Raw genomic sequence first — 18,000 nt, forward strand, 5'->3', positions numbered from 1 at the left:
ACACCACCCACCCGGTCCGCCCAGAGCCGGTCAACCGACCCGACAGGGAAGCGCGGTCGCGGGATCACCGCCGGAGCCCGAGACGACGTACCCGAAGGTCGCGCTCTTCCCGGGATCCAGCGCACCGTTCCAGTCGGCGTTGTGCACCATCACGTCCTGGCCGCTGTAGGTCGCGTTGCCGTTCCAGAGGCTGACGACCGACTGCCCGCCCGGCAAGGTCCAGTCCACCATCCAGCCGAGCATCGGCACGTCTCCGGTGTTGGTGACGGTCACCTCCGACTGGTAGCCGCCGTTCCAGCTGTTGGTCGTCCGACGGGTCGCGGAGCAGACGCCGGGCGGGGGTTCGGTGGGGTTGCCGGGGTCGTGAACGCCCGTCACCTCGCCGTTGCCGCCGTCGAAGACGACGTCCGAGCAGGAGTAGAAGGTCTCCGCGCTGTCCGAGCGCTGCCAGACCATGTAGATGATGTGGCGGCCCGACTTGCTCGCGGGGAGCTGTCCGGTCCACGAGTAGTTGGCCTCGACCGTGCCCGGGCTGCCGTTGAGCGGCGGGTGGTCGACGGTCAGGAACGGCTGGTCCTCCATGTCGTTCCAGGTGAGCGCCCTGGTCGGGTCGAAACCGTCCTTGGTGACGTAGACGTAGAACCAACCCGGGTGCGCGGCCCAGGCGTTGTACGAGAAGTCGACCGTGGCACCCGAGGTGAGATGGGTGAGCGGCCAGTCGCTCCGGGGCAGGTTGAAGCCGGTGAAGTTGGGGTTGCCGCCGCTGCACAGCTCCCCGTCGGGGACGAAGCCGCGGGTGCGGCCCGCGCCGTCCGAGCGGAGCACCGAGAACCAGTTGTAGAACGGCGTGGTGCCGCTCACCTGCTGGGCCGCCTTGCAGGCCGGGTTCACGGGCTTGATCTCACCGGTGTCGGTCAGCCCGTCCCGCCAGCACAGGAAGGTGCGACTGCCGGGCTTCATCGGGGTGCCGTGCGCCGCCGCCTTTCCGCCGGTCGTGACGACCAGGCCGAGGGCGGGGACGACGGTGAGGAGGGCGAGGAGGACGAGGAGGAGGGAGCGGCGGCGGGAAGGCCGAGATAATCGAGACCTTGTCACGTTCATGACAGCTTCGGGCATGACGAACCCTTCGCTCGATGTCGCGGGAATGTGAGGTGAGGCGGGAGCAACTCCCGGCGGGTTCCGGTCCGCCGCATGGGAGCGCTCCCACCTCATGCGGACGTTAGCGCGCACAACCACCTCTGTAAACGCTTCACGTGTAAGCGCTTCACGCACGAGGGCCGCACCCCCTGACAACGGGTGCGGCCCTCGCCATGACGGAGAAACCACTCAGGTACCGATTTTCCTATGACTGAGAAACCACCTGAGTCGGTCACGTCACCGATGGTGGGATGACGTCAGATAGTGCTGTCGCAGAAGCTCCCTCCCGTAGTCGTTGCCGTTGGGCGTGCGGATGATGGAGTGGACGTGCTTCTGGGTCGCGCCGCTGCCCCGCCCCGAACTGCCCGTCTCCGACTGCGGCTCCATTGCCGCGCGCTCCCCGGTGCCCCCGGTGTCGAGCTCGGTCATCGTCGCCGGATCCCTTCGCCGTGGGCACGTCCGGGACGGACGGCTGGGCGCACACGACTCCGGGGGAGCAGCCTGAGGCGAACCTGGAGTGCAACGGAGGGAGGGCCTGGTCGACGACAACGAACCGCTCCCTTCCGGGCGCCGGGGCGGGCCGCTGTTCCGTCACCCGCGCTTGGCGCACACCTTGACCTGATGCCTGATCCAGCACTTGCGAACGTATGTCGCCACCGAAGGGAGTGTCAACAATTTCGTTGACCTTCATGACTCACGCACAGGCCGCTCAGGCAACACAGGTCGCCGAGGGGCGGCGCCAAGGGCGGTCTGGCTTCAGGCCGACGCGGGCGCCGGAGTGGGCGCCGGGTCCGGGGTCCTGGCGCTGTCGGCCGGGGGCAGTTCGAGCGTGAACTCCGTACGACCCGGGGCGCTCTCCACGCGGATGCGACCGCCGTGGGCGGCGGTGACCGCCTCGGCGATGGCGAGTCCGAGGCCGGAGCCGCCCTCAGTCGGGTTGCCGCGGGAGCGCGAGGCGTCGCCTCGGGTGAAGCGTTCGAAGACGGACGGGAGCAGGTGCTGCGGGATACCGGGGCCGTCGTCGCGCACGCGGATCGTGCAGGACGCGTCCGTGGCCTCCACCGAGGCGACCACGGTCGTACCAACAGGCGTATGCACACGGGCGTTGGCCAACAGGTTGGCCACCACCTGGTGCAGTCGTGCCTCGTCGCCGACGACCAGGGCCGGGGTGTCCAGCAGCAGCGCCAGCTGCCAGTTGTGGGTGTCCCCGGCGGCCCGCGCGTCCCACACCGCCTCGGCGACCAGTGCCGCGAGGTCCACCTCGGCCGCGTGCAGCGGCCGGCCCTCGTCCAGCCGGGCGAGCAGCAGCAGGTCCTCGACGAGGCCGGTCATCCGGGCCGACTCGGCGGAGACCCGGCGCCAGGCCAGGGCCGGTTCGATCCGCTCGGTGCCGCGGTTCATCAGTTCCGCGTATCCGGCGATGGAGGCGAGAGGTGTACGGAGTTCATGACTGGCGTCGGCGAGGAAGCGGCGCATGCGTTCCTCGCTGCGGCGCATCTCCTCCTCGCCGCGCTGGCGTTCGGCGAGCGAGGACTCCACGTGGTCGATCATGCGGTTGAGGGCGGCACCGACCTGGCCGGCCTCGCTGCCGGGGTCGGTGTCGCGTTCGGGGACGCGGGTCAGGGCGGTGACCTCGCCGTGGCCCAGCGGGGAGCGGGAGACCTCGACGGCGGTGGCGGCGACCCGTCCGAGGGGGCGCAGTTGACGCCGTATGACGACCGCGCAGACGCAGCCCGCGGCGGTGAGGCCGACGGCGGCCACCACGCCCTCGACCGCGACCAGCCAGCCGATCATGTCCTGTACGTCGCCCATGGGGAGCCCGGTGAGCACGGGGACGCCGTCGCCGCCGAGGGCGGTCACACGGTAGCTGCCGAGGCCCGGGACGGTACGGGTGTGCAGGGAGCCGTCGGTGGTGATGCCGTCGAGGGCGGCGCGCTGGACGGCGGTGAGGGTCTGCTGGCCGCCGTCGTGGGTGACGACCTCGGCGGCGAGGATGTCCCCGTCCTCGTCGAACCGGGCGGCGAGCGTGCCGACGGCCTGTCCCCGTTCGTTGAGGAACCCCAGGTCCGTGTCGTCGCCGCTGCGGCGCTGGAGGCCGCCCTGGCTGCGCTCGGCGGCGTCGGTGACGCGCTGGTCCAGGTTGCCGAGCAGGTAGGAGCGTTGGGCGAAGACGGTGGTGAGGGCCATCGCGGCGCAGACGGCGACGAGGGTGGCGCTGATGAAGAGCAGCAGCCGCGTGCGCAGCGAACGTCCGGCCCGCGCCGTGGGTCGGGAGCGTCCGGGGAGCCGGGTCCGTCGGAGGTTCATCTCCCGTCCTCCACCGGGCGGATCGCGTATCCCACGCCGCGCACGGTGTGGATCATCGGCGGCCGCCCCTTGTCGATCTTCCGGCGCAGGCTGGAAATGTAGACCTCGACGAGGTTGCCACCGCCGTCGAAGGAGCTGCTCCACACGTGGTCGAGGATCTGGGCCTTGCTCAGCACCTGACGCGGGTGGCCGAGCAGCAGGCCGAGCAGGTCGAACTCCTTGGCGGTGAGCTGGATCGGCGTACCGTCGCGGCGCACTTCGCGGGTCTCCTCGCTCAGGACGAGATCACCGAGCACCAGGACGGAGTCGTCGGCCCGGAGCGGTTCGGCGCCGGCCCTGCGCAGCAGTCCGCGCAGCCGCAGGACGACCTCCTCCAGGGAGAAGGGCTTGGTCACGTAGTCGTCGGCGCCCGAGGACAGGCCGTCGATGCGGTGCTCCAGCGCGTCGCGCGCGGTCAGCATGAGGACGGGCAGTCTCGGATTCTCGTACCGCAGCCTGCGCAGTACCTGGATGCCGTCGAGGTCGGGCAGCATCCCGTCGAGCACGACCGCGTGCGGGGCGCAGCCGCGGGCGGCGCGCAGGGCGCTGTGCCCGTCGGCGACCGGGTAGGGCCGCCAGCCCGCCTCGGTGACGGCCACGGACAGCAGTTCGGTGAGTGCGGGTTCGTCGTCGACGATCAGCACGCGGACACGGTCCCCACGGGTTCGCTCGCCGCGGGGGTGGTCCCCACGGGTCCGCTCGCCACGGAGGCGGTCCGCGCGGAGGTAATCGCCACCGTCACGTCCGACACGGGGGCGGTCGCCGCCGTCACGCTCGCCGCGGAGGCGGTCGCCGCCGTCACGTTCGCCGCGCACGCGGGCCCCGTGGACGAACTCGCCGCCGTCACGGCCGACACGGAGGCGCTCGCCCCCGTCACGCTCGTCGCGCACGCGGGCGCCGTTGCCGAGGACACGCTCACCGGGGACGCGGTGGCCACCGGGACGTTCGCCACGGACGGGGTCGCCGGGGGCGGGTGTGGCGTGGAGACGTTCGCTTCGGGTGCCAGACATATGACGATCCTGTCCCGGTTCGCTGGGAGAACCCTGTGTTCCGACTTTGCCGCAGCCGTGCGAAGGGCCTCGCGGGTGGAACCGTTGGTTCTCAACCCCCTTGGCCGAAGGGGGCATTGGCACGGCCCGGCCACAGGAATCCCTTGAGCCCCTTCACGCTCGGCCCGCACGCTGGTCCAGACCTCACCAGGTCTCTCAAGGGGAGGAAAGCCCACAGATGCGAAGACTCCACGCCCTCTGGGCCATGGCAGGCGCCGCCGCTCTGCTCGCGGGTGCGGTCGCGCCCTCGGCAGCGGCCCCGACCCCCTCGTCGATCGCCCCACCGGGCGCGGCGCAGGGCAGTACCCGGACCGTCACCCTCATCACCGGAGACACGGTCTCCCTCACCGGCGGCGCGGACGGGAAGTACGCCGTCGACGTCCGGCGCGGCAAGGGCCGTGAAGGCGTCAACTTCGTGACCACCGAGCAGAAGGGCGAGGTCAGCGTCACACCCGACGATGCGATCCCGCTCGTCCAGGCCGGCCGCCTCGACCCGGCCCTCTTCAACGTCAGCCAACTCGTCGAGCAGGGATACGCCGACGAGAAGACCGGCGCCATCCCGCTGATCGCCACCTACGCGAAGGGCGCCGAGACCCCCGAGGGCGCACGCCGGACGCGCGCCCTGCCCGGTATCGGCGGCGCCGCGCTGAGCGCGCGGAAATCGACCGCGTCGACCACGTTCTGGGCGGACATCGCCCCGGCCCCCGGCACCTCCCCCACCGCGAAGGCCGCCCGGCAGCTCGGCGACGGCCTCGACAAGCTGTGGCTGGACGCCAAGGTCTCGGCATCCCTCGACGTCAGCGTCCCGCAGATCGGCGCCCCCGACGTGTGGAAGGCCGGCTTCGACGGCGAGGGCGTCGAGATCGCCGTCCTGGACACCGGCGTGGACACCGGACACCCTGACCTCGCGGGCAGGATCGCGGAGTCCGAGAGCTTCGTACCCGGCGAAGGGATACAGGACGGATTCGGCCATGGAACGCACGTGGCCTCCACCCTCGTCGGCTCGGGCGCGGCCTCCGGCGGCCGGTACAAGGGCGTGGCGCCGGGCGCGGAACTGGCGGTGGGCAAGGTCCTCGACGACACCGGACACGGCCAGGAGTCGTGGATCATCGCGGGCATGGAGTGGGCCGCCCACTCCGGCGCGAAGATCGTCTCCATGTCCCTGGGCGGTACGGCGTCCGGTCCCTCGGATCCGCTGAGCGAGACGGTGGACCGGCTCTCGGCGTCCACCGGAACCCTGTTCGTCATCGCGGCGGGCAACGCCGGCCCCTCCGACGAGACCGTCGGCACGCCGGGCATCGCGGACTCCGCGCTCACGGTCGGCGCGGTGGACAAGTCGGACCACCTGGCGTCCTTCTCCAGCCGTGGCCCGCGCCTGGGTGACTCGGCGGTCAAGCCGGAGATCACCGCCCCGGGCGTGAACATCACCGCGGCCCGCGCCTCCGGCTCCTCCATGGGCACGCCGGTCGACGACTACTACACCACCGCGAGCGGTACGTCGATGGCGACCCCGCACGTGGCGGGCACGGCGGCGCTGGTGGCACAGGCCCATCCGGACTGGACGGGCGAGCAGATCAAGGCGGATCTCGCCAGCACCGCCAAGACCCAGCCGGACGCCGACGTCTACCAGCAGGGCGACGGCCGGGTCGACGCGGTCCGGGCGGTCGAGCAGGGCGTCTTCGGGACCTCGACGTTGAGCTTCGGCACGTACGACGACGATGCCGCCGGCATCGACAGCAAGGACATCACGTACACCAACACCACCGACAAGGCGGTGGAGTTGAAGCTCGCCTCGACCCTGGCCGAGGCCGCGCCCGGCACCGGTTCCGTCACCGTGCCCGCGCACGGCACCGCCACCGTCCCGGTCTCCGTCGACCCCACGAAGGAGGGCCAGGGCCGGTACTCGGGTCACGTCACGGCGAGCGGCGACGGCGTTGTGGTCACCACGGGAGTCGGCTTCGAGAAGGCTCCGAAGGCGTTCGAGCTGAAGGTGAACCTGATCGGCCGCGACGGACAGCCGATCACCGGGTCCGCGCTGTACACCATGCAGGAACTGAACGGCGCGATCTCCAACAACTACGGATTTCTGACGGCCACCCACACCTGGCAGGTCCCGGCCGGCACGTACTCCATCGGCTCCTGGATCTACGACCGCGACGAGGGCGGCTCGGCCGTCGGGACCTCGGTCGTCGGCGACCCCGAGATCAAGGTCGACGGGGACACCACGATCACCCTCGACGCCCGCAAGGCGGTGGAGATCAAGCCGAGGACGAAGGAGGACTCCGAGTCCAAGGGCTTCACCACCTCCTGGCACCGCGAAGGGCCGGGCAGTTCCTTCGGGATGTCGTACAGCCAGGGCTGGTGGACCAGACACGTCTATGTGGCGCCGACCAAGCCGGTGACGCAGGGAAGCTTCGAGTTCTATTCCAAGTTCCGCCTGTACGCGAAGGAGTTGACCGCGAGTGTCGTCGGCCCGGAGAAGCTTCCGCTGTCGATGTACTACTCGCAGACGTACAACGACTTCCCGACGAAGATCAGCGGTAGCCACACCGTGCAGGCGGTGGACGCGGGCGGCGGCACGGCGGCCGACTTCGCGGGGCTCGACGTCAAGGGCAGGGTGGCGGTGGTCGGGCTCGGCGCGACCGAGCGGTCGGATGCCGCCCTGGCCAACGCGACCGCGGCCGGGGCCGGTTATCTCATCACCTACCGCAAGGCACCCGGCTTCTGGTTCGAAGCCGTGGACCACGCGACCACCGTGCCCCTCATGATCGCCACCGGCGAGGAGGGCGCCAAGCTCACCAGCCTGCTACGGACCGGCAAGAAGGTCACACTGAAGCTGGGCGGAACGCCGGTCAGTCCGTACGTCTACAACGTGCTGTTCGCGCAGAAGGGTGCCATCTCCGCGAACCAGACGTACAAGGTCGACAGCTCCAACACCGTGAAGCGGACGGCCCGTTACTACGGCTCCCAGGCCAGCGGGATGGGCCTCGACACCGCGTACACGTTCCGTCCCTATCAGCTCTTCGGCGTCGACAGCGGCCAGTACATGCAGCTCGGCACCTCGCGCACCGAGTACTACAACGTCGACCCGGACACCCGCACCTGGCATGTCGTCTACCCCGACTGGCGGGCGAGCAAGGGCCAGTGGAGTCCGCTGCGGACCTTCGACAAGGCGGGTACGGAACCCGCCGAGGACTGGCTGCGCCAGGTCGTCCGCCCGGTGAGCAGCGAAGAGTACGGCCCATCGGAGCGCACCGGTGACCAACTCACCATGTCTGTACCAGAGTTCGGTGACTCCACCATCGGCCACTACGGATACGTGGACGGCACGCAGGACACCGCGAAGGGCAAGCTGTACGCGGACGGACAGCTGGTCGGCGACTCGCTCATCGGCGGGTACGGCGTCTTCACCGTCCCGGCGGCACAGACCTCGTACCGCTTCGTGCTCGATGCCCAGCGCAGGGCCGACTGGGCGCGGTACTCGACCAGCACGCACACCGAGTGGTCCTTCGCCTCGGCGCACACGACCACGCAGACGGCGCTGCCGGTGCTCTCCGTCGACTACGACCTGCACGGGCTCGATCTGCTCAACCGCGCCGAGGCCAAGAAGAAGACGAAGCTCGGACTCTCCGTCCGGGACCAGGCGGGGAGCGTCAAGGCCGGTTCGCTGAAGGCCTGGGTGTCGTACGACGACGGCGCGTCCTGGAAGGAGGTGAAGGTCCGCCACGGCCGGGCGGAGATCAAGCACCCGAAGGGAGCGGAGTTCGTGTCACTGCGGGTGCTGGCCTCCGACAGTGCCGGAAACCGGATCGACCAGACCGTGCTGCGGGCCTATGGCCTGAAGTAGACCACCGCTCACACCGGTGCAACAGGCCTGACGCGATGGACCCCTGCCGCGAGCCCCTGGTTCGCGGTGGGGGTCTTCGCCTTCGCCGGACGCCTTTGTCGGACGCGCGACTGCTGGTGCCGCAGCCGTCCGAGCGGCGCCCTGTTCGCCAACTCCCGTGACCGAAGAGGGCATTGGCACTGCCCGGCCACAGGAATCCCTTGAGCCTCTTCTCCCCCGGCCCGCACAGTGGTCCAGACCTCACCAGGTCTCTCAAGGGAAGGAAAGCCCACAGATGCGAAGACTCCACGCCCTCTGGGCCATGACAGGCGCCGCCGCTCTGCTCGCGGGAGCGGTCGCACCCTCGGCAGCGGCCCCGGCACCCTCGCCCGACACCCCACCGGGCACGGCGCAGGGCACCACCCGGACCGTCACCCTCATCACCGGCGACACCGTGTCGCTCACCGCCGGACCGGACGGAAAATATGCCGTCGACATCCAGCGCGGCAAGGGCCGTGAGGCCGCCACCTTCCTGTCGAGCGAGCGCGACGGCGAGGTCAGTGTCCTGCCGGCGGACGCGATCCCGCTGGTGAAGGCGGGCCGTCTCGACCCGGCCCTGTTCAACGTCACCCAGCTGGTGAAGCAGGGATACACGGACGCGAAGACCGGCACCACCCCGGTGATCGCGACGTACAAGAGCGGCAGCGCGACCCCCGACGGCGCACGCCGGACGCTCAAGCTGCCCGCGATCGACGGGGCCGCGCTGAGCGCGAAGAAGTCGACCTCCTTCTGGGCCGACATCGCCCCCGCTCTCGGCACCGAACCGACCACCGAGGCCGCCAAGCAACTCGGCGAGGGCATCGACAAGATCTGGCTCGACGGCAAGGTACAGGCGTCCCTCGACGTCAGCGTGCCGCAGATCGGCGCACCCGAGGTGTGGAAGTCGGGCTACGACGGCAAGGGCATCAAGGTCGCCGTCCTGGACACCGGCGTGGACACCGGACACCCCGACCTCGCGGGCAAGATCGCGGAGTCCCAGAGCTTCGTGCCCGACGAGGGGGTGCAGGACGGATTCGGCCACGGAACGCACGTGGCCTCCACCATCGTCGGATCGGGCGCGGCCTCGGGCGGCCGCTACAAGGGCGTGGCGCCGGGCGCGGAACTGGCCGTGGGCAAGGTCCTCGACGACACCGGACACGGCCAGGACTCCTGGATCATCGCGGGCATGGACTGGGCGGCACACTCCGGCGCGAAGATCGTGTCGATGTCGCTGGGCGGCACGGCGTCGGGCCCCTCCGACATACTCAGCCAGACCGTCGACGAACTGTCCGCGTCCACCGGCACCCTCTTCGTGATCGCGGCGGGCAACTCCGGCCCGTCCGAGCAGACCGTCGGCACCCCGGGCATCGCCGACTCCGCGCTGACAGTGGGCGCCGTGGACAAGTCCGACAAGCTGGCCTCGTTCTCCAGCCGCGGTCCGCGCGCCGGTGACTACGCGGTCAAGCCGGAGATCACCGCGCCCGGCGTGGCCATCACCGCGGCCCGCGCCGCGGGCACCAGCATGCCTGGTGGTACGCCGGTCGACGACTACTACACGACGGCGAGCGGTACGTCGATGGCCACCCCGCATGTCGCGGGCGCCGCGGCGCTGGTCGCCCAGGCCCACCCCGACTGGACGGGCCAGCAGATCAAGCAGGCGCTGGCGACCACGGCGAAGACCATGCCGGACGCCGACGTCTTCGAGCAGGGCGACGGCCGGGTCGACGCCGTACGGTCCGTCAACCAGGGCGTCTTCGCGACGCCGACGCTGAGCTTCGGCAAGTACGAGGAGACCGACACCGAGGCCGCCGACAAGGACATCACGTACACCAACACCACGGACAAAGCAGTGGAGTTGAAGGTGTCCTCGTCACTTCGCGACGCCACACTGAACGCGGACACGGTCACCGTCCCGGCGAAGGGCACCGCCACCGTCGCGGTCACGGTCGACCCGGCTAAGGAGGCGACGGGCCGGTACACGGGCCACATCACCGCGAGCGCCGACGGTGTCCTCGTCACCACCGCCGTCGGCTTCGAGAAGCTGCCGAAGACCTACGACCTGAAGGTGTCGCTGCTGGGCCGCGACGGCAAGCCGTCCACGTCCGCGTCGCTCTTCATGCTGCAGGAGCTGAACGGCGCGTACCCGGACACCTACGGGTTCATCGGCCAGGGCTACACCTTCAAGGTGCCGGCCGGTACGTACTCCACGGCGTCCTGGATCTCCCAGCGGGACGCGGCCGGACTGGAGGTGAGCACCTCGATCGTCGGTGATCCGGAGATCAAGGTCGACAAGGACACCGAGGTCGTCCTCGACGCCCGCAAGGCGGTCGAGATCAAGCCGAAGACCAAGGAGGACTCCGAGTTCCGGGGCTTCAGCACCACCTGGCACCGGGAAGGCCCGGGCACTGGCTTCGGGGTGACCTACAGCCAGGGCTGGTGGACCGACCACGTCTATGTGGCGCCCACCGAGAAGGTCACCCAGGGTATGTTCGAGTTCTCCTCGAAGTTCCGTCTGTACGCCAAGGAGCTGACGGCGAGCGTCACCGGCCCGGAGAAGTACGCGCTTCCCCTCGACTACGCGCAGACGTACAGCGGCCTCCCCGTGAAGGTCAGCGGTGATCACACGGTACGAGCGGTGGACGCGGGCGCCGGAACCGCGGCCGACTTCAAGGGACTCGACGTCAAGGGCAAGGTGGCGGTCGTCCACGTGGGCGCCGGTAAGACGGCGGACGAGGCACTGACCAACGCGACCGCGGCCGGGGCCGGTTACGTCCTCGCCTACAAGGAGACGCCCGGGTACTGGCTCGGCTCCGTGCAGAGCATGACCATCCCGCTGATGCTCGCCACCGGCGAGGACGGCGCGAAGCTCGGCGCCCTGCTGAAGAGCGGGAAGAAGGTCAAGCTGAAGCTGGCCGGCACTCCGGTCAGTCCGTACGTGTACAACGTGATGTTCCCGCAGGTGGGGGCCGTCTCGGCCAACCAGACGTACAACCTGAACAGCTCCAACACGGTGAAGCAGACGGTTCGCTACCACGGGGCCCGGGCCGGTGATGTCGGCAAGGACGCCGTGTACCGGTACCGCCCCTGGCAGTCGGCCGACATCGCGACCACCAACAACGTGCAGCTCGGCACGGAGCGCACCGAGTACTACAACGTCTCCGACACCCGGATCTGGCACGCCGTCTATCCCAACTGGAAGGCGAGCCAGCCTCAGTGGGGTCTCGTGCGGACCTTCGACAAGGCGGGCAAGCAGCCCGCCGAGGACTGGCTGGGCCAGGTCGTCCGCCCGGCGACCGCCCAGCAGTACGGCCTCTCCCAGCGCACCGGTGACAAACTCACCTTCCGCATCCCGGAGTTGAGCGATGCGACACCGGGCCACTACGGATCCGTGGACAACGTCCTGGACACCGCGAAGGGCAAGCTGTACGCGGACGGGCAACTGATCGGCGACACCGCACTCGGCGGCTACGGCACGTTCACCGCGCCGGCGGCGAAGTCCTCGTACCGCCTCGTGGTCGGCACGCAGCGCACGGCCGACTGGGCGGCGTACTCCACCGCCACCCACACCGAATGGTCCTTCGCCTCGGCGCACACGGACCAGCAGACGGCGCTCGGGCTGCTCTCGGTCGACTACGACGCGGCCGGGCTCAACCTTCTCAACAGTGCTGAGGCCGGACACACGTCGAAGCTCGGCCTCTCCGTCCGGAACCAGTCGGGCGGCGTCACCGCCAGTTCCCTGAAGGCCTGGGTCTCGTACGACGACGGCACCTCGTGGAAGGAAGTGAAGGTCAAGCACGGCAAGGCGGAGCTGAAGCACCCGAAGAAGGACGCCCGGTTCGTGTCGCTGCGCGTACGGGCCGGCGACCGGGACGGCAACATCGTCGACCAGACGGTCGTACGGGCGTTCGGCCTGAAGTAGACGACCGCAGCCAAACGTTGCGAAAATTCTTAACAAAGATCGTCTACCGTGCCGGGCCATGGTGAACACGGCATACGACACGGCAAGGGAGACCCCTGCCGCGAGCCCCTGGGCCGCGGTGGGGGTCTCCGCGTTCGACGAGCTGTTGTACCAGGCAATCCTCAACCAGCCCGACGCCGGCGCGGCCGGCTGGGCGCTGCTGACCGGTGCCTCCCCGGCCCGGGTCCGCGAGGCCTGCAACCGGCTGCTCACGCTCGGGCTGCTGCAACCACCGGACTCCATGGGCGGGTTACGGGCGGTCGACCCCCGGGTGGCGATCCGCGCGCTGATCCGGCGGCGCGAGACGGAGTCCGAACTGCTGGCGGCCACCGCCGAGGAGATGGCGACCGCGTACGAGGCGGGGCTGCTTCGCGAGGAGCCGTCCCGGCTGGTCGAGGTGGCCTCCGGCGAGGGCGCCATCGCGGCACGCCTGGAGGAGATGTACGCGCGCGCGGAGCACGAGGTGTGCCTTTTCGACACACCGCCGTATCTCGCCCCGCCCGCTCCGCAGGTGGATCTCCAGGCCGATCTGCTCAGCCGCGGAATCGTCTCTCGGGGGATCTACGCGGCGACCGGCCTGGAGGATCCGAAGGTCCTGTCCCGCGCCCTGAGTATGGTCGAACTCGGCGAGCAGGCCCGGGTGTTGCCGATCGTGCCGCTCAAGCTGCTGGTGGTCGACGGATGCCGGGCGCTGCTGCCGCTGACCGCCTCCGCGGCCGGCGGCTACTGTGCCGTCGTGGTGTGGCACTCGGCGGTCACCGAGGCCTTGCAGAAGCTCTTCGAGCTGGCCTGGCAGCAGGCGACCCCGCTCGGCCAGCCGGTCTCCGACGGTGAACTCACCGAGGACGAGCGGACGTTGACCCGGCTGCTGGCCGCCGGGATGAAGGACGAGGCGGTCGCCCGTCACCTGGGGGTGAGCCTGCGGACACTGCGCCGCCGGGTGAGCGATCTGCAGGAGCGGCTGGGCGCGGCGAGCCGTTTCCAGCTGGGGATGCGGGCGGCTCAGCGCGGCTGGGTGTAGGCGTGCGGACGTGCCGTCGCATGCGAAGGGCCGCACCCCTCCGAAGAGGAGTGCGGCCCGGCCGCCGTACCGGATCGCCTACTTGCGGATCAGGTTGCGCAGCACGTACTGCATGATGCCGCCGTTGCGGTAGTAGTCCGCCTCGCCGGGGGTGTCGATGCGGACGACCGCGTCGAACTCGACGCCGGTGTCGGTGGTGACCTTCACCGTGCGCGGGGTGGTGCCGTTGTTGAGCTCCTCGACGCCGGTGAAGGAGAAGGTCTCCTCGCCGGTGAGGCCGAGGGTCTCGGCGGTGGCGCCCTCCGGGAACTGGAGCGGCAGGACGCCCATGCCGATGAGGTTCGAGCGGTGGATGCGCTCGTACGACTCGGCGATGACGGCCTTGACGCCGAGGAGCGCGGTGCCCTTGGCGGCCCAGTCGCGGGACGAGCCGGAGCCGTACTCCTTGCCGGCCAGGATGACCAGCGGGGTGCCCTGCTCGATGTAGTTGCGCGAGGCGTCGTAGATGAACGCGACGGGCGCGCCCTCGACGGTGAAGTCGCGGGTGTAGCCGCCCTCGGTGCCCGGCGCGATCTGGTTGCGCAGGCGGATGTTGGCGAACGTGCCGCGGATCATGACCTCGTGGTTGCCTCGGCGCGAGCCGTAGGAGTTGAAGTCACGACGCTCCACACCGTGCTCGGTGAGGTACTTGCCGGCCGGGGTGTCGGCCTTGATGGCGCCGGCGGGTGAGATGTGGTCCGTCGTCACCGAGTCGCCCAGCTTGGCGAGCACACGGGCACCGGCGATGTCGGTGACCGGGGACGGCTCGTGCGCCATGCCCTCGAAGTACGGGGGCTTGCGGACGTAGGTGGACTGCGGGTCCCACTCGAAGGTGTTGCCGGTCGGGATCGGCAGCGCCTGCCACTGGGCGTCGCCCGCGAAGACGTCCTTGTAGGACTTGTTGAACATGTCCTCGCCGATGGCGTTCGCCACGACGTCGTTGACCTCGGCCTCGGAGGGCCAGATGTCGGCCAGGTAGACCGGCTTGCCGTCCTGGTCGATGCCCAGCGCGTCCTTGGTGATGTCCACCTTCATGGAGCCCGCGAGCGCGTACGCGACGACCAGCGGCGGGGAGGCCAGGTAGTTCATCTTGACGTCGGGGTTGATGCGGCCCTCGAAGTTGCGGTTGCCCGACAGCACCGAGGTCACGGCCAGGTCGTGCTCGTTGACCGCCTTGGAGACCTCCTCCGGCAGCGGGCCGGAGTTGCCGATGCAGGTGGTGCAGCCGTAGCCGACGAGGTTGAAGCCGACCTTGTCGAGGTAGGGGGTGAGCCCCGCCTTGTCGAAGTAGTCGGTGACGACCTTGGAGCCCGGGGCGAGGGTGGTCTTGACCCACGGCTTGCGGGTCAGGCCCTTCTCGACCGCCTTCTTGGCCACCAGCGCGGCGGCGACCATGACGTACGGGTTCGAGGTGTTGGTGCAGGAGGTGATGGCCGCGACCGTCACCGCGCCGTGGTCGATCTCGTAGGTCGAGCCGTCGGGGGCGGTGACCGTGGTCGGACGGGTCGGTACGCCGTTGGTGGTGGCCGGGGAGTCGGAGGCCGGGAAGGACTCCTTGCCCGCCTCGTCGTCCTCGTCGACGTAGTTGCGCACGTCCTGCGCGAACTGCTGCGCGGCGTTGGCCAGGACGATCCGGTCCTGCGGGCGCTTCGGGCCGGCGATCGACGGGACGACCGTCGAGAGGTCCAGCTCCAGCTTCTCGGAGAAGTCGGGCTCGGCGGCCGGGTCGAGCCAGAGGCCCTGCTCCTTGGCGTACGCCTCGACGAGCGCGAGCTGCTGCTCGCTGCGGCCGGTCAGCTTGAGGTACTTGATCGTTTCTGCGTCGATCGGGAAGATCGCGGCCGTCGAGCCGAACTCCGGCGACATGTTGCCGATGGTGGCGCGGTTGGCCAGCGAGGTGGCGGCGACGCCCTCGCCGTAGAACTCGACGAACTTGCCGACGACGCCGTGCTTGCGCAGCATCTCGGTGATCGTGAGCACCAGGTCGGTGGCGGTGGTGCCGGGGGTGAGCTCACCGGTCAGCTTGAAGCCGACGACGCGCGGGATGAGCATGGAGACCGGCTGGCCGAGCATCGCGGCCTCGGCCTCGATGCCGCCGACGCCCCAGCCGAGCACACCGAGGCCGTTGACCATGGTGGTGTGCGAGTCGGTGCCGACGAGGGTGTCGGGGTACGCCTGGCCGTTACGGACCATGACCGTGCGCGCCAGGTGCTCGATGTTCACCTGGTGGACGATGCCGGTGCCCGGCGGGACGACCTTGAACTCGTCGAAGGCGGTCTGACCCCAGCGCAGGAACTGGTAGCGCTCCTTGTTGCGGCCGTACTCCAGCTCGACGTTCTGCGCGAACGCGTCGTTGGTGCCGAACTTGTCGGCGATGACGGAGTGGTCGATGACCAGCTCGGCCGGGGCCAGCGGGTTGATCTTCGCCGGGTCGCCGCCGAGCTCCTTGACGGCCTCACGCATGGTGGCGAGGTCGACGACACAGGGCACGCCGGTGAAGTCCTGCATGATCACGCGGGCGGGCGTGAACTGGATCTCCTGGCTGGGCTGCGCCTGGGAGTCCCAGTTGCCGATGGACCGGATGTGGTCGGCGGTGATGTTCGCGCCGTCCTCGGTGCGGAGCAGGTTCTCCAGCAGCACCTTCAGGCTGTACGGAAGGCGAGCCGAGCCTTCCACCTTGTCCAGCCGGAAGATCTCGTACGACTCGTCGCCCACCTGCAGCGTGCTGCGGGCGTCGAAGCTGTTCGCCGACACGACAGTCTCCTTCATTGATGTGCGCGTTCCCACCGCATCCTGCCGCCACGACGTCTTGGCCGATCCGCTAAGGTAAGGCTAAGTTAGGTAAGCCTTACCGTCAGACCCGATGACAACGTGCGGCTGCGGTGCACCTCGGCAGATATCTCGATGTCGAGATAACTCTAGTACATGGGCGCCCCCGGGTCATGCCCGGCATGCTGTCGACCTGCCGTCAGGCACTCCGCCGCGGCAGCGCGCGCGTGAGCCACACCAGCTCGCCGCGGTGGTCGGCCGAGACGTGGTCGCGTTCGAACCCGAGCTTTTCGAGGACGCGGAACGACGGGGCGTTCCAGGTGCGCACGGTCGCCCAGACCCGCCCGCGCCCGGTCGTGCTCGCGGCGGCGAGCACCGCGGAGGCCGCCTCGGTCGCATAGCCGTGCCCGTGCGCGCTCCGGAACAACTCGTACGCGATCTCGGGTTCGTCGAGGGAGGCGCGGCCGACGAGGAGCCCGCAGTAGCCGATGAAGGCGCCCGTGTCGCGGCGGTCGACGGGCAGCAGAGCGATGCCGGTCGACGCCGCCGCGGCGAGCTGGGCCGCGATGATCTCGCGGCTCCGTTCGACCGGGAGCGGCCCGTCGCCCCGTTCCGCGAAGAGCGCGCTGTGACCCTCGGCATCGGAGTCGGACCACGGCCGCAGCGTCAGCCGGGCGGTCTTAAGGCGTGACGGCATCGGCGGATACGCGGGCACGGCGACACCCTATCGACGGCGCCCGGGGCGGGGCACACCGCGCTCGGGGCGAGGAACCCCGTACTCGGGGCGGGGCGGGGCGAGGCGGGCGGTCACGGGTCTGCCCGACCGTGCCTGGCACTGCCAGTACCAGGCACGGGCGGGGCGGACCGGTGCACAGTGGGGGCATGGCGAGTACGGAGTTCGGACGGACGGTCCGGCGCTGGCGGGACCGGGTCTCCCCCGAGGCGGCCGGGCTCCCCGTCGGCGGGCACCGGCGCGCGGCCGGACTGCGCCGCGAGGAGCTGGCCCTGCTGGCCGGGATCTCGGTCGACTATGTCACCCGTCTCGAACAGGGCCGGGCGAGCAACCCCTCGGAGCAGATCGTCGAGGCGCTCGGCCGGGCGCTGCGACTGTCCGGCGCCGAGCGCGAACACCTCTTCCATCTCGCCGGACTGGTCCCGCCGGGACGCGGCACCGTGCCCGCCCACATCACCCCCGGCGTGCACCGGATGCTGGACCGGCTGACCGGAACGCCCGTCGCGGTCTTCGACGCGGCGTGGAACCTGCTGCTGGCCAACCCGCTGTACGCGGCCCTGATGGGTGACCCGTCCGGGTGGCGCGGCAACGAGCGCAACGCGGTGTGGCGCAACCTCGTGGGCCCGGGCACCCACGTCCGCCACACCCCCAAGGCCCGACGCGAGTTCGAGACCACCATCGTCGCCGACCTGCGCGCGACCGCGCGCCGGTATCCGGCCGACCAGCGGCTGCGGCGCCTGGTCGAGGAGTTGCGCGCGAACAGCGACCGGTTCGCCGAGCTGTGGGAGTCCGAGGCCGTGGGCCACCACGAGGCCTCACGCAAGACCATCGACCATCCGCAGCTGGGTCCCCTGACGCTCGACTGCGACGTACTCGGCGTCGCGGGCAGCGACCTGCGGATCATGCTCTACACGGCCGAGCCGGGAACGCGGGACGCCGAACAGGTCGCCCTCCTCGGGGTCATCGGCACCCAGACGCTCGCGGAGCGCGGGGCGGCCGAACGAGGCTGAAAGCGCAGGGAGTTCACAGGCAACCATCGCCCGCTTCGGGGTACTGGGAACGGGACGCGCCGCAGTCGGCGCC

The 18,000-nt window shown here is 70.0% G+C and carries 11 protein-coding genes; 5 read left to right on the plus strand and 6 right to left on the minus strand.

Translation table 11 applies throughout. The features are described from left to right. Positions 1-30 precede the first annotated feature (30 nt). From KVT44_RS04310 to KVT44_RS04325, 4 genes are all read right to left on the minus strand, one after another. Complete coding sequence (locus KVT44_RS04310; protein ID WP_254648928.1) at positions 31-1,116, minus strand: lytic polysaccharide monooxygenase; 1,086 nt, start codon at positions 1,114-1,116, stop codon at positions 31-33. A 258-nt stretch (positions 1,117-1,374) separates the two neighbouring features. Next, complete coding sequence (locus KVT44_RS59950) at positions 1,375-1,566, minus strand: hypothetical protein (protein WP_302832029.1); 192 nt, start codon at positions 1,564-1,566, stop codon at positions 1,375-1,377. Between the two features lie 327 nt (positions 1,567-1,893). Further along, positions 1,894-3,444 (minus strand): cell wall metabolism sensor histidine kinase WalK, encoded by a 1,551-nt coding sequence (locus KVT44_RS04320; protein WP_217566153.1) that lies wholly within the window; start codon positions 3,442-3,444, stop codon positions 1,894-1,896. Next, a complete protein-coding gene (locus tag KVT44_RS04325; RefSeq protein ID WP_217566154.1) occupies positions 3,441-4,127 on the minus strand; it encodes a response regulator transcription factor in 687 nt (228 codons plus the stop codon). Before KVT44_RS04325 ends, KVT44_RS04320 begins: the two co-directional genes overlap by 4 nt. Positions 4,128-4,163: 36 nt before the next feature. Here KVT44_RS04325 and KVT44_RS04330 point away from each other — a divergent pair, with 36 nt between their 5' ends. The 4 genes from KVT44_RS04330 to KVT44_RS04345 all read left to right on the plus strand — a co-directional run bounded on the left by KVT44_RS04330 (position 4,164) and on the right by KVT44_RS04345 (position 13,376). Continuing rightward, positions 4,164-4,640: a hypothetical protein gene (locus KVT44_RS04330; RefSeq protein ID WP_217566155.1), complete on the plus strand. Its 477-nt coding sequence runs from the start codon at positions 4,164-4,166 to the stop codon at positions 4,638-4,640. A 70-nt stretch (positions 4,641-4,710) separates the two neighbouring features. Then, the gene (locus tag KVT44_RS04335) at positions 4,711-8,379 is read left to right on the plus strand and encodes a S8 family serine peptidase (RefSeq protein ID WP_217566156.1); all 3,669 of its coding nucleotides are present in this window, start codon (positions 4,711-4,713) and stop codon (positions 8,377-8,379) included. A 274-nt stretch (positions 8,380-8,653) separates the two neighbouring features. Continuing rightward, complete coding sequence (locus KVT44_RS04340; protein WP_217566157.1) at positions 8,654-12,316, plus strand: S8 family serine peptidase; 3,663 nt, start codon at positions 8,654-8,656, stop codon at positions 12,314-12,316. A gap of 58 nt (positions 12,317-12,374) precedes the next feature. Further along, the gene (locus tag KVT44_RS04345; RefSeq protein WP_190174539.1) at positions 12,375-13,376 is read left to right on the plus strand and encodes a response regulator transcription factor; all 1,002 of its coding nucleotides are present in this window, start codon (positions 12,375-12,377) and stop codon (positions 13,374-13,376) included. Between the two features lie 78 nt (positions 13,377-13,454). Here the strand turns inward: KVT44_RS04345 and acnA are convergent, their stop codons facing one another. Both acnA and KVT44_RS04355 read right to left on the minus strand, forming a co-directional pair. Next, entirely contained in the window at positions 13,455-16,169 is a 2,715-nt protein-coding gene (gene acnA, locus KVT44_RS04350; protein ID WP_099925344.1) for an aconitate hydratase AcnA, read from the minus strand. A 214-nt stretch (positions 16,170-16,383) separates the two neighbouring features. After that, a complete protein-coding gene (locus tag KVT44_RS04355; RefSeq protein WP_217566266.1) occupies positions 16,384-16,881 on the minus strand; it encodes a GNAT family N-acetyltransferase in 498 nt (165 codons plus the stop codon). A gap of 185 nt (positions 16,882-17,066) precedes the next feature. On the opposite strand from KVT44_RS04355, the gene KVT44_RS04360 reads away from it, so the two are divergent. Beyond that, on the plus strand, positions 17,067-17,927 hold the full coding sequence (locus tag KVT44_RS04360) for a helix-turn-helix transcriptional regulator (RefSeq protein ID WP_190174541.1): 861 nt from the start codon (positions 17,067-17,069) through the stop codon (positions 17,925-17,927). Positions 17,928-18,000 lie beyond the last annotated feature (73 nt).

It is taken from the genome of Streptomyces sp. GbtcB7 (genome assembly GCF_019091445.1).
In the GTDB taxonomy this organism is placed as follows: domain Bacteria; phylum Actinomycetota; class Actinomycetes; order Streptomycetales; family Streptomycetaceae; genus Streptomyces; species Streptomyces mirabilis.

Coding starts and splice junctions, on each gene's coding strand:
- KVT44_RS04310 (WP_254648928.1), bottom strand. CDS start 1,116: ATGCCCGAAGCTGTCATGAACGTGACAAGGTCTCGATTATCTCGGCCT.
- KVT44_RS59950 (WP_302832029.1), bottom strand. CDS start 1,566: ATGACCGAGCTCGACACCGGGGGCACCGGGGAGCGCGCGGCAATGGAG.
- KVT44_RS04320 (WP_217566153.1), bottom strand. CDS start 3,444: ATGAACCTCCGACGGACCCGGCTCCCCGGACGCTCCCGACCCACGGCG.
- KVT44_RS04335 (WP_217566156.1), top strand. CDS start 4,711: ATGCGAAGACTCCACGCCCTCTGGGCCATGGCAGGCGCCGCCGCTCTG.
- KVT44_RS04340 (WP_217566157.1), top strand. CDS start 8,654: ATGCGAAGACTCCACGCCCTCTGGGCCATGACAGGCGCCGCCGCTCTG.
- KVT44_RS04345 (WP_190174539.1), top strand. CDS start 12,375: ATGGTGAACACGGCATACGACACGGCAAGGGAGACCCCTGCCGCGAGC.
- KVT44_RS04355 (WP_217566266.1), bottom strand. CDS start 16,881: ATGCCGTCACGCCTTAAGACCGCCCGGCTGACGCTGCGGCCGTGGTCC.
- KVT44_RS04360 (WP_190174541.1), top strand. CDS start 17,067: ATGGCGAGTACGGAGTTCGGACGGACGGTCCGGCGCTGGCGGGACCGG.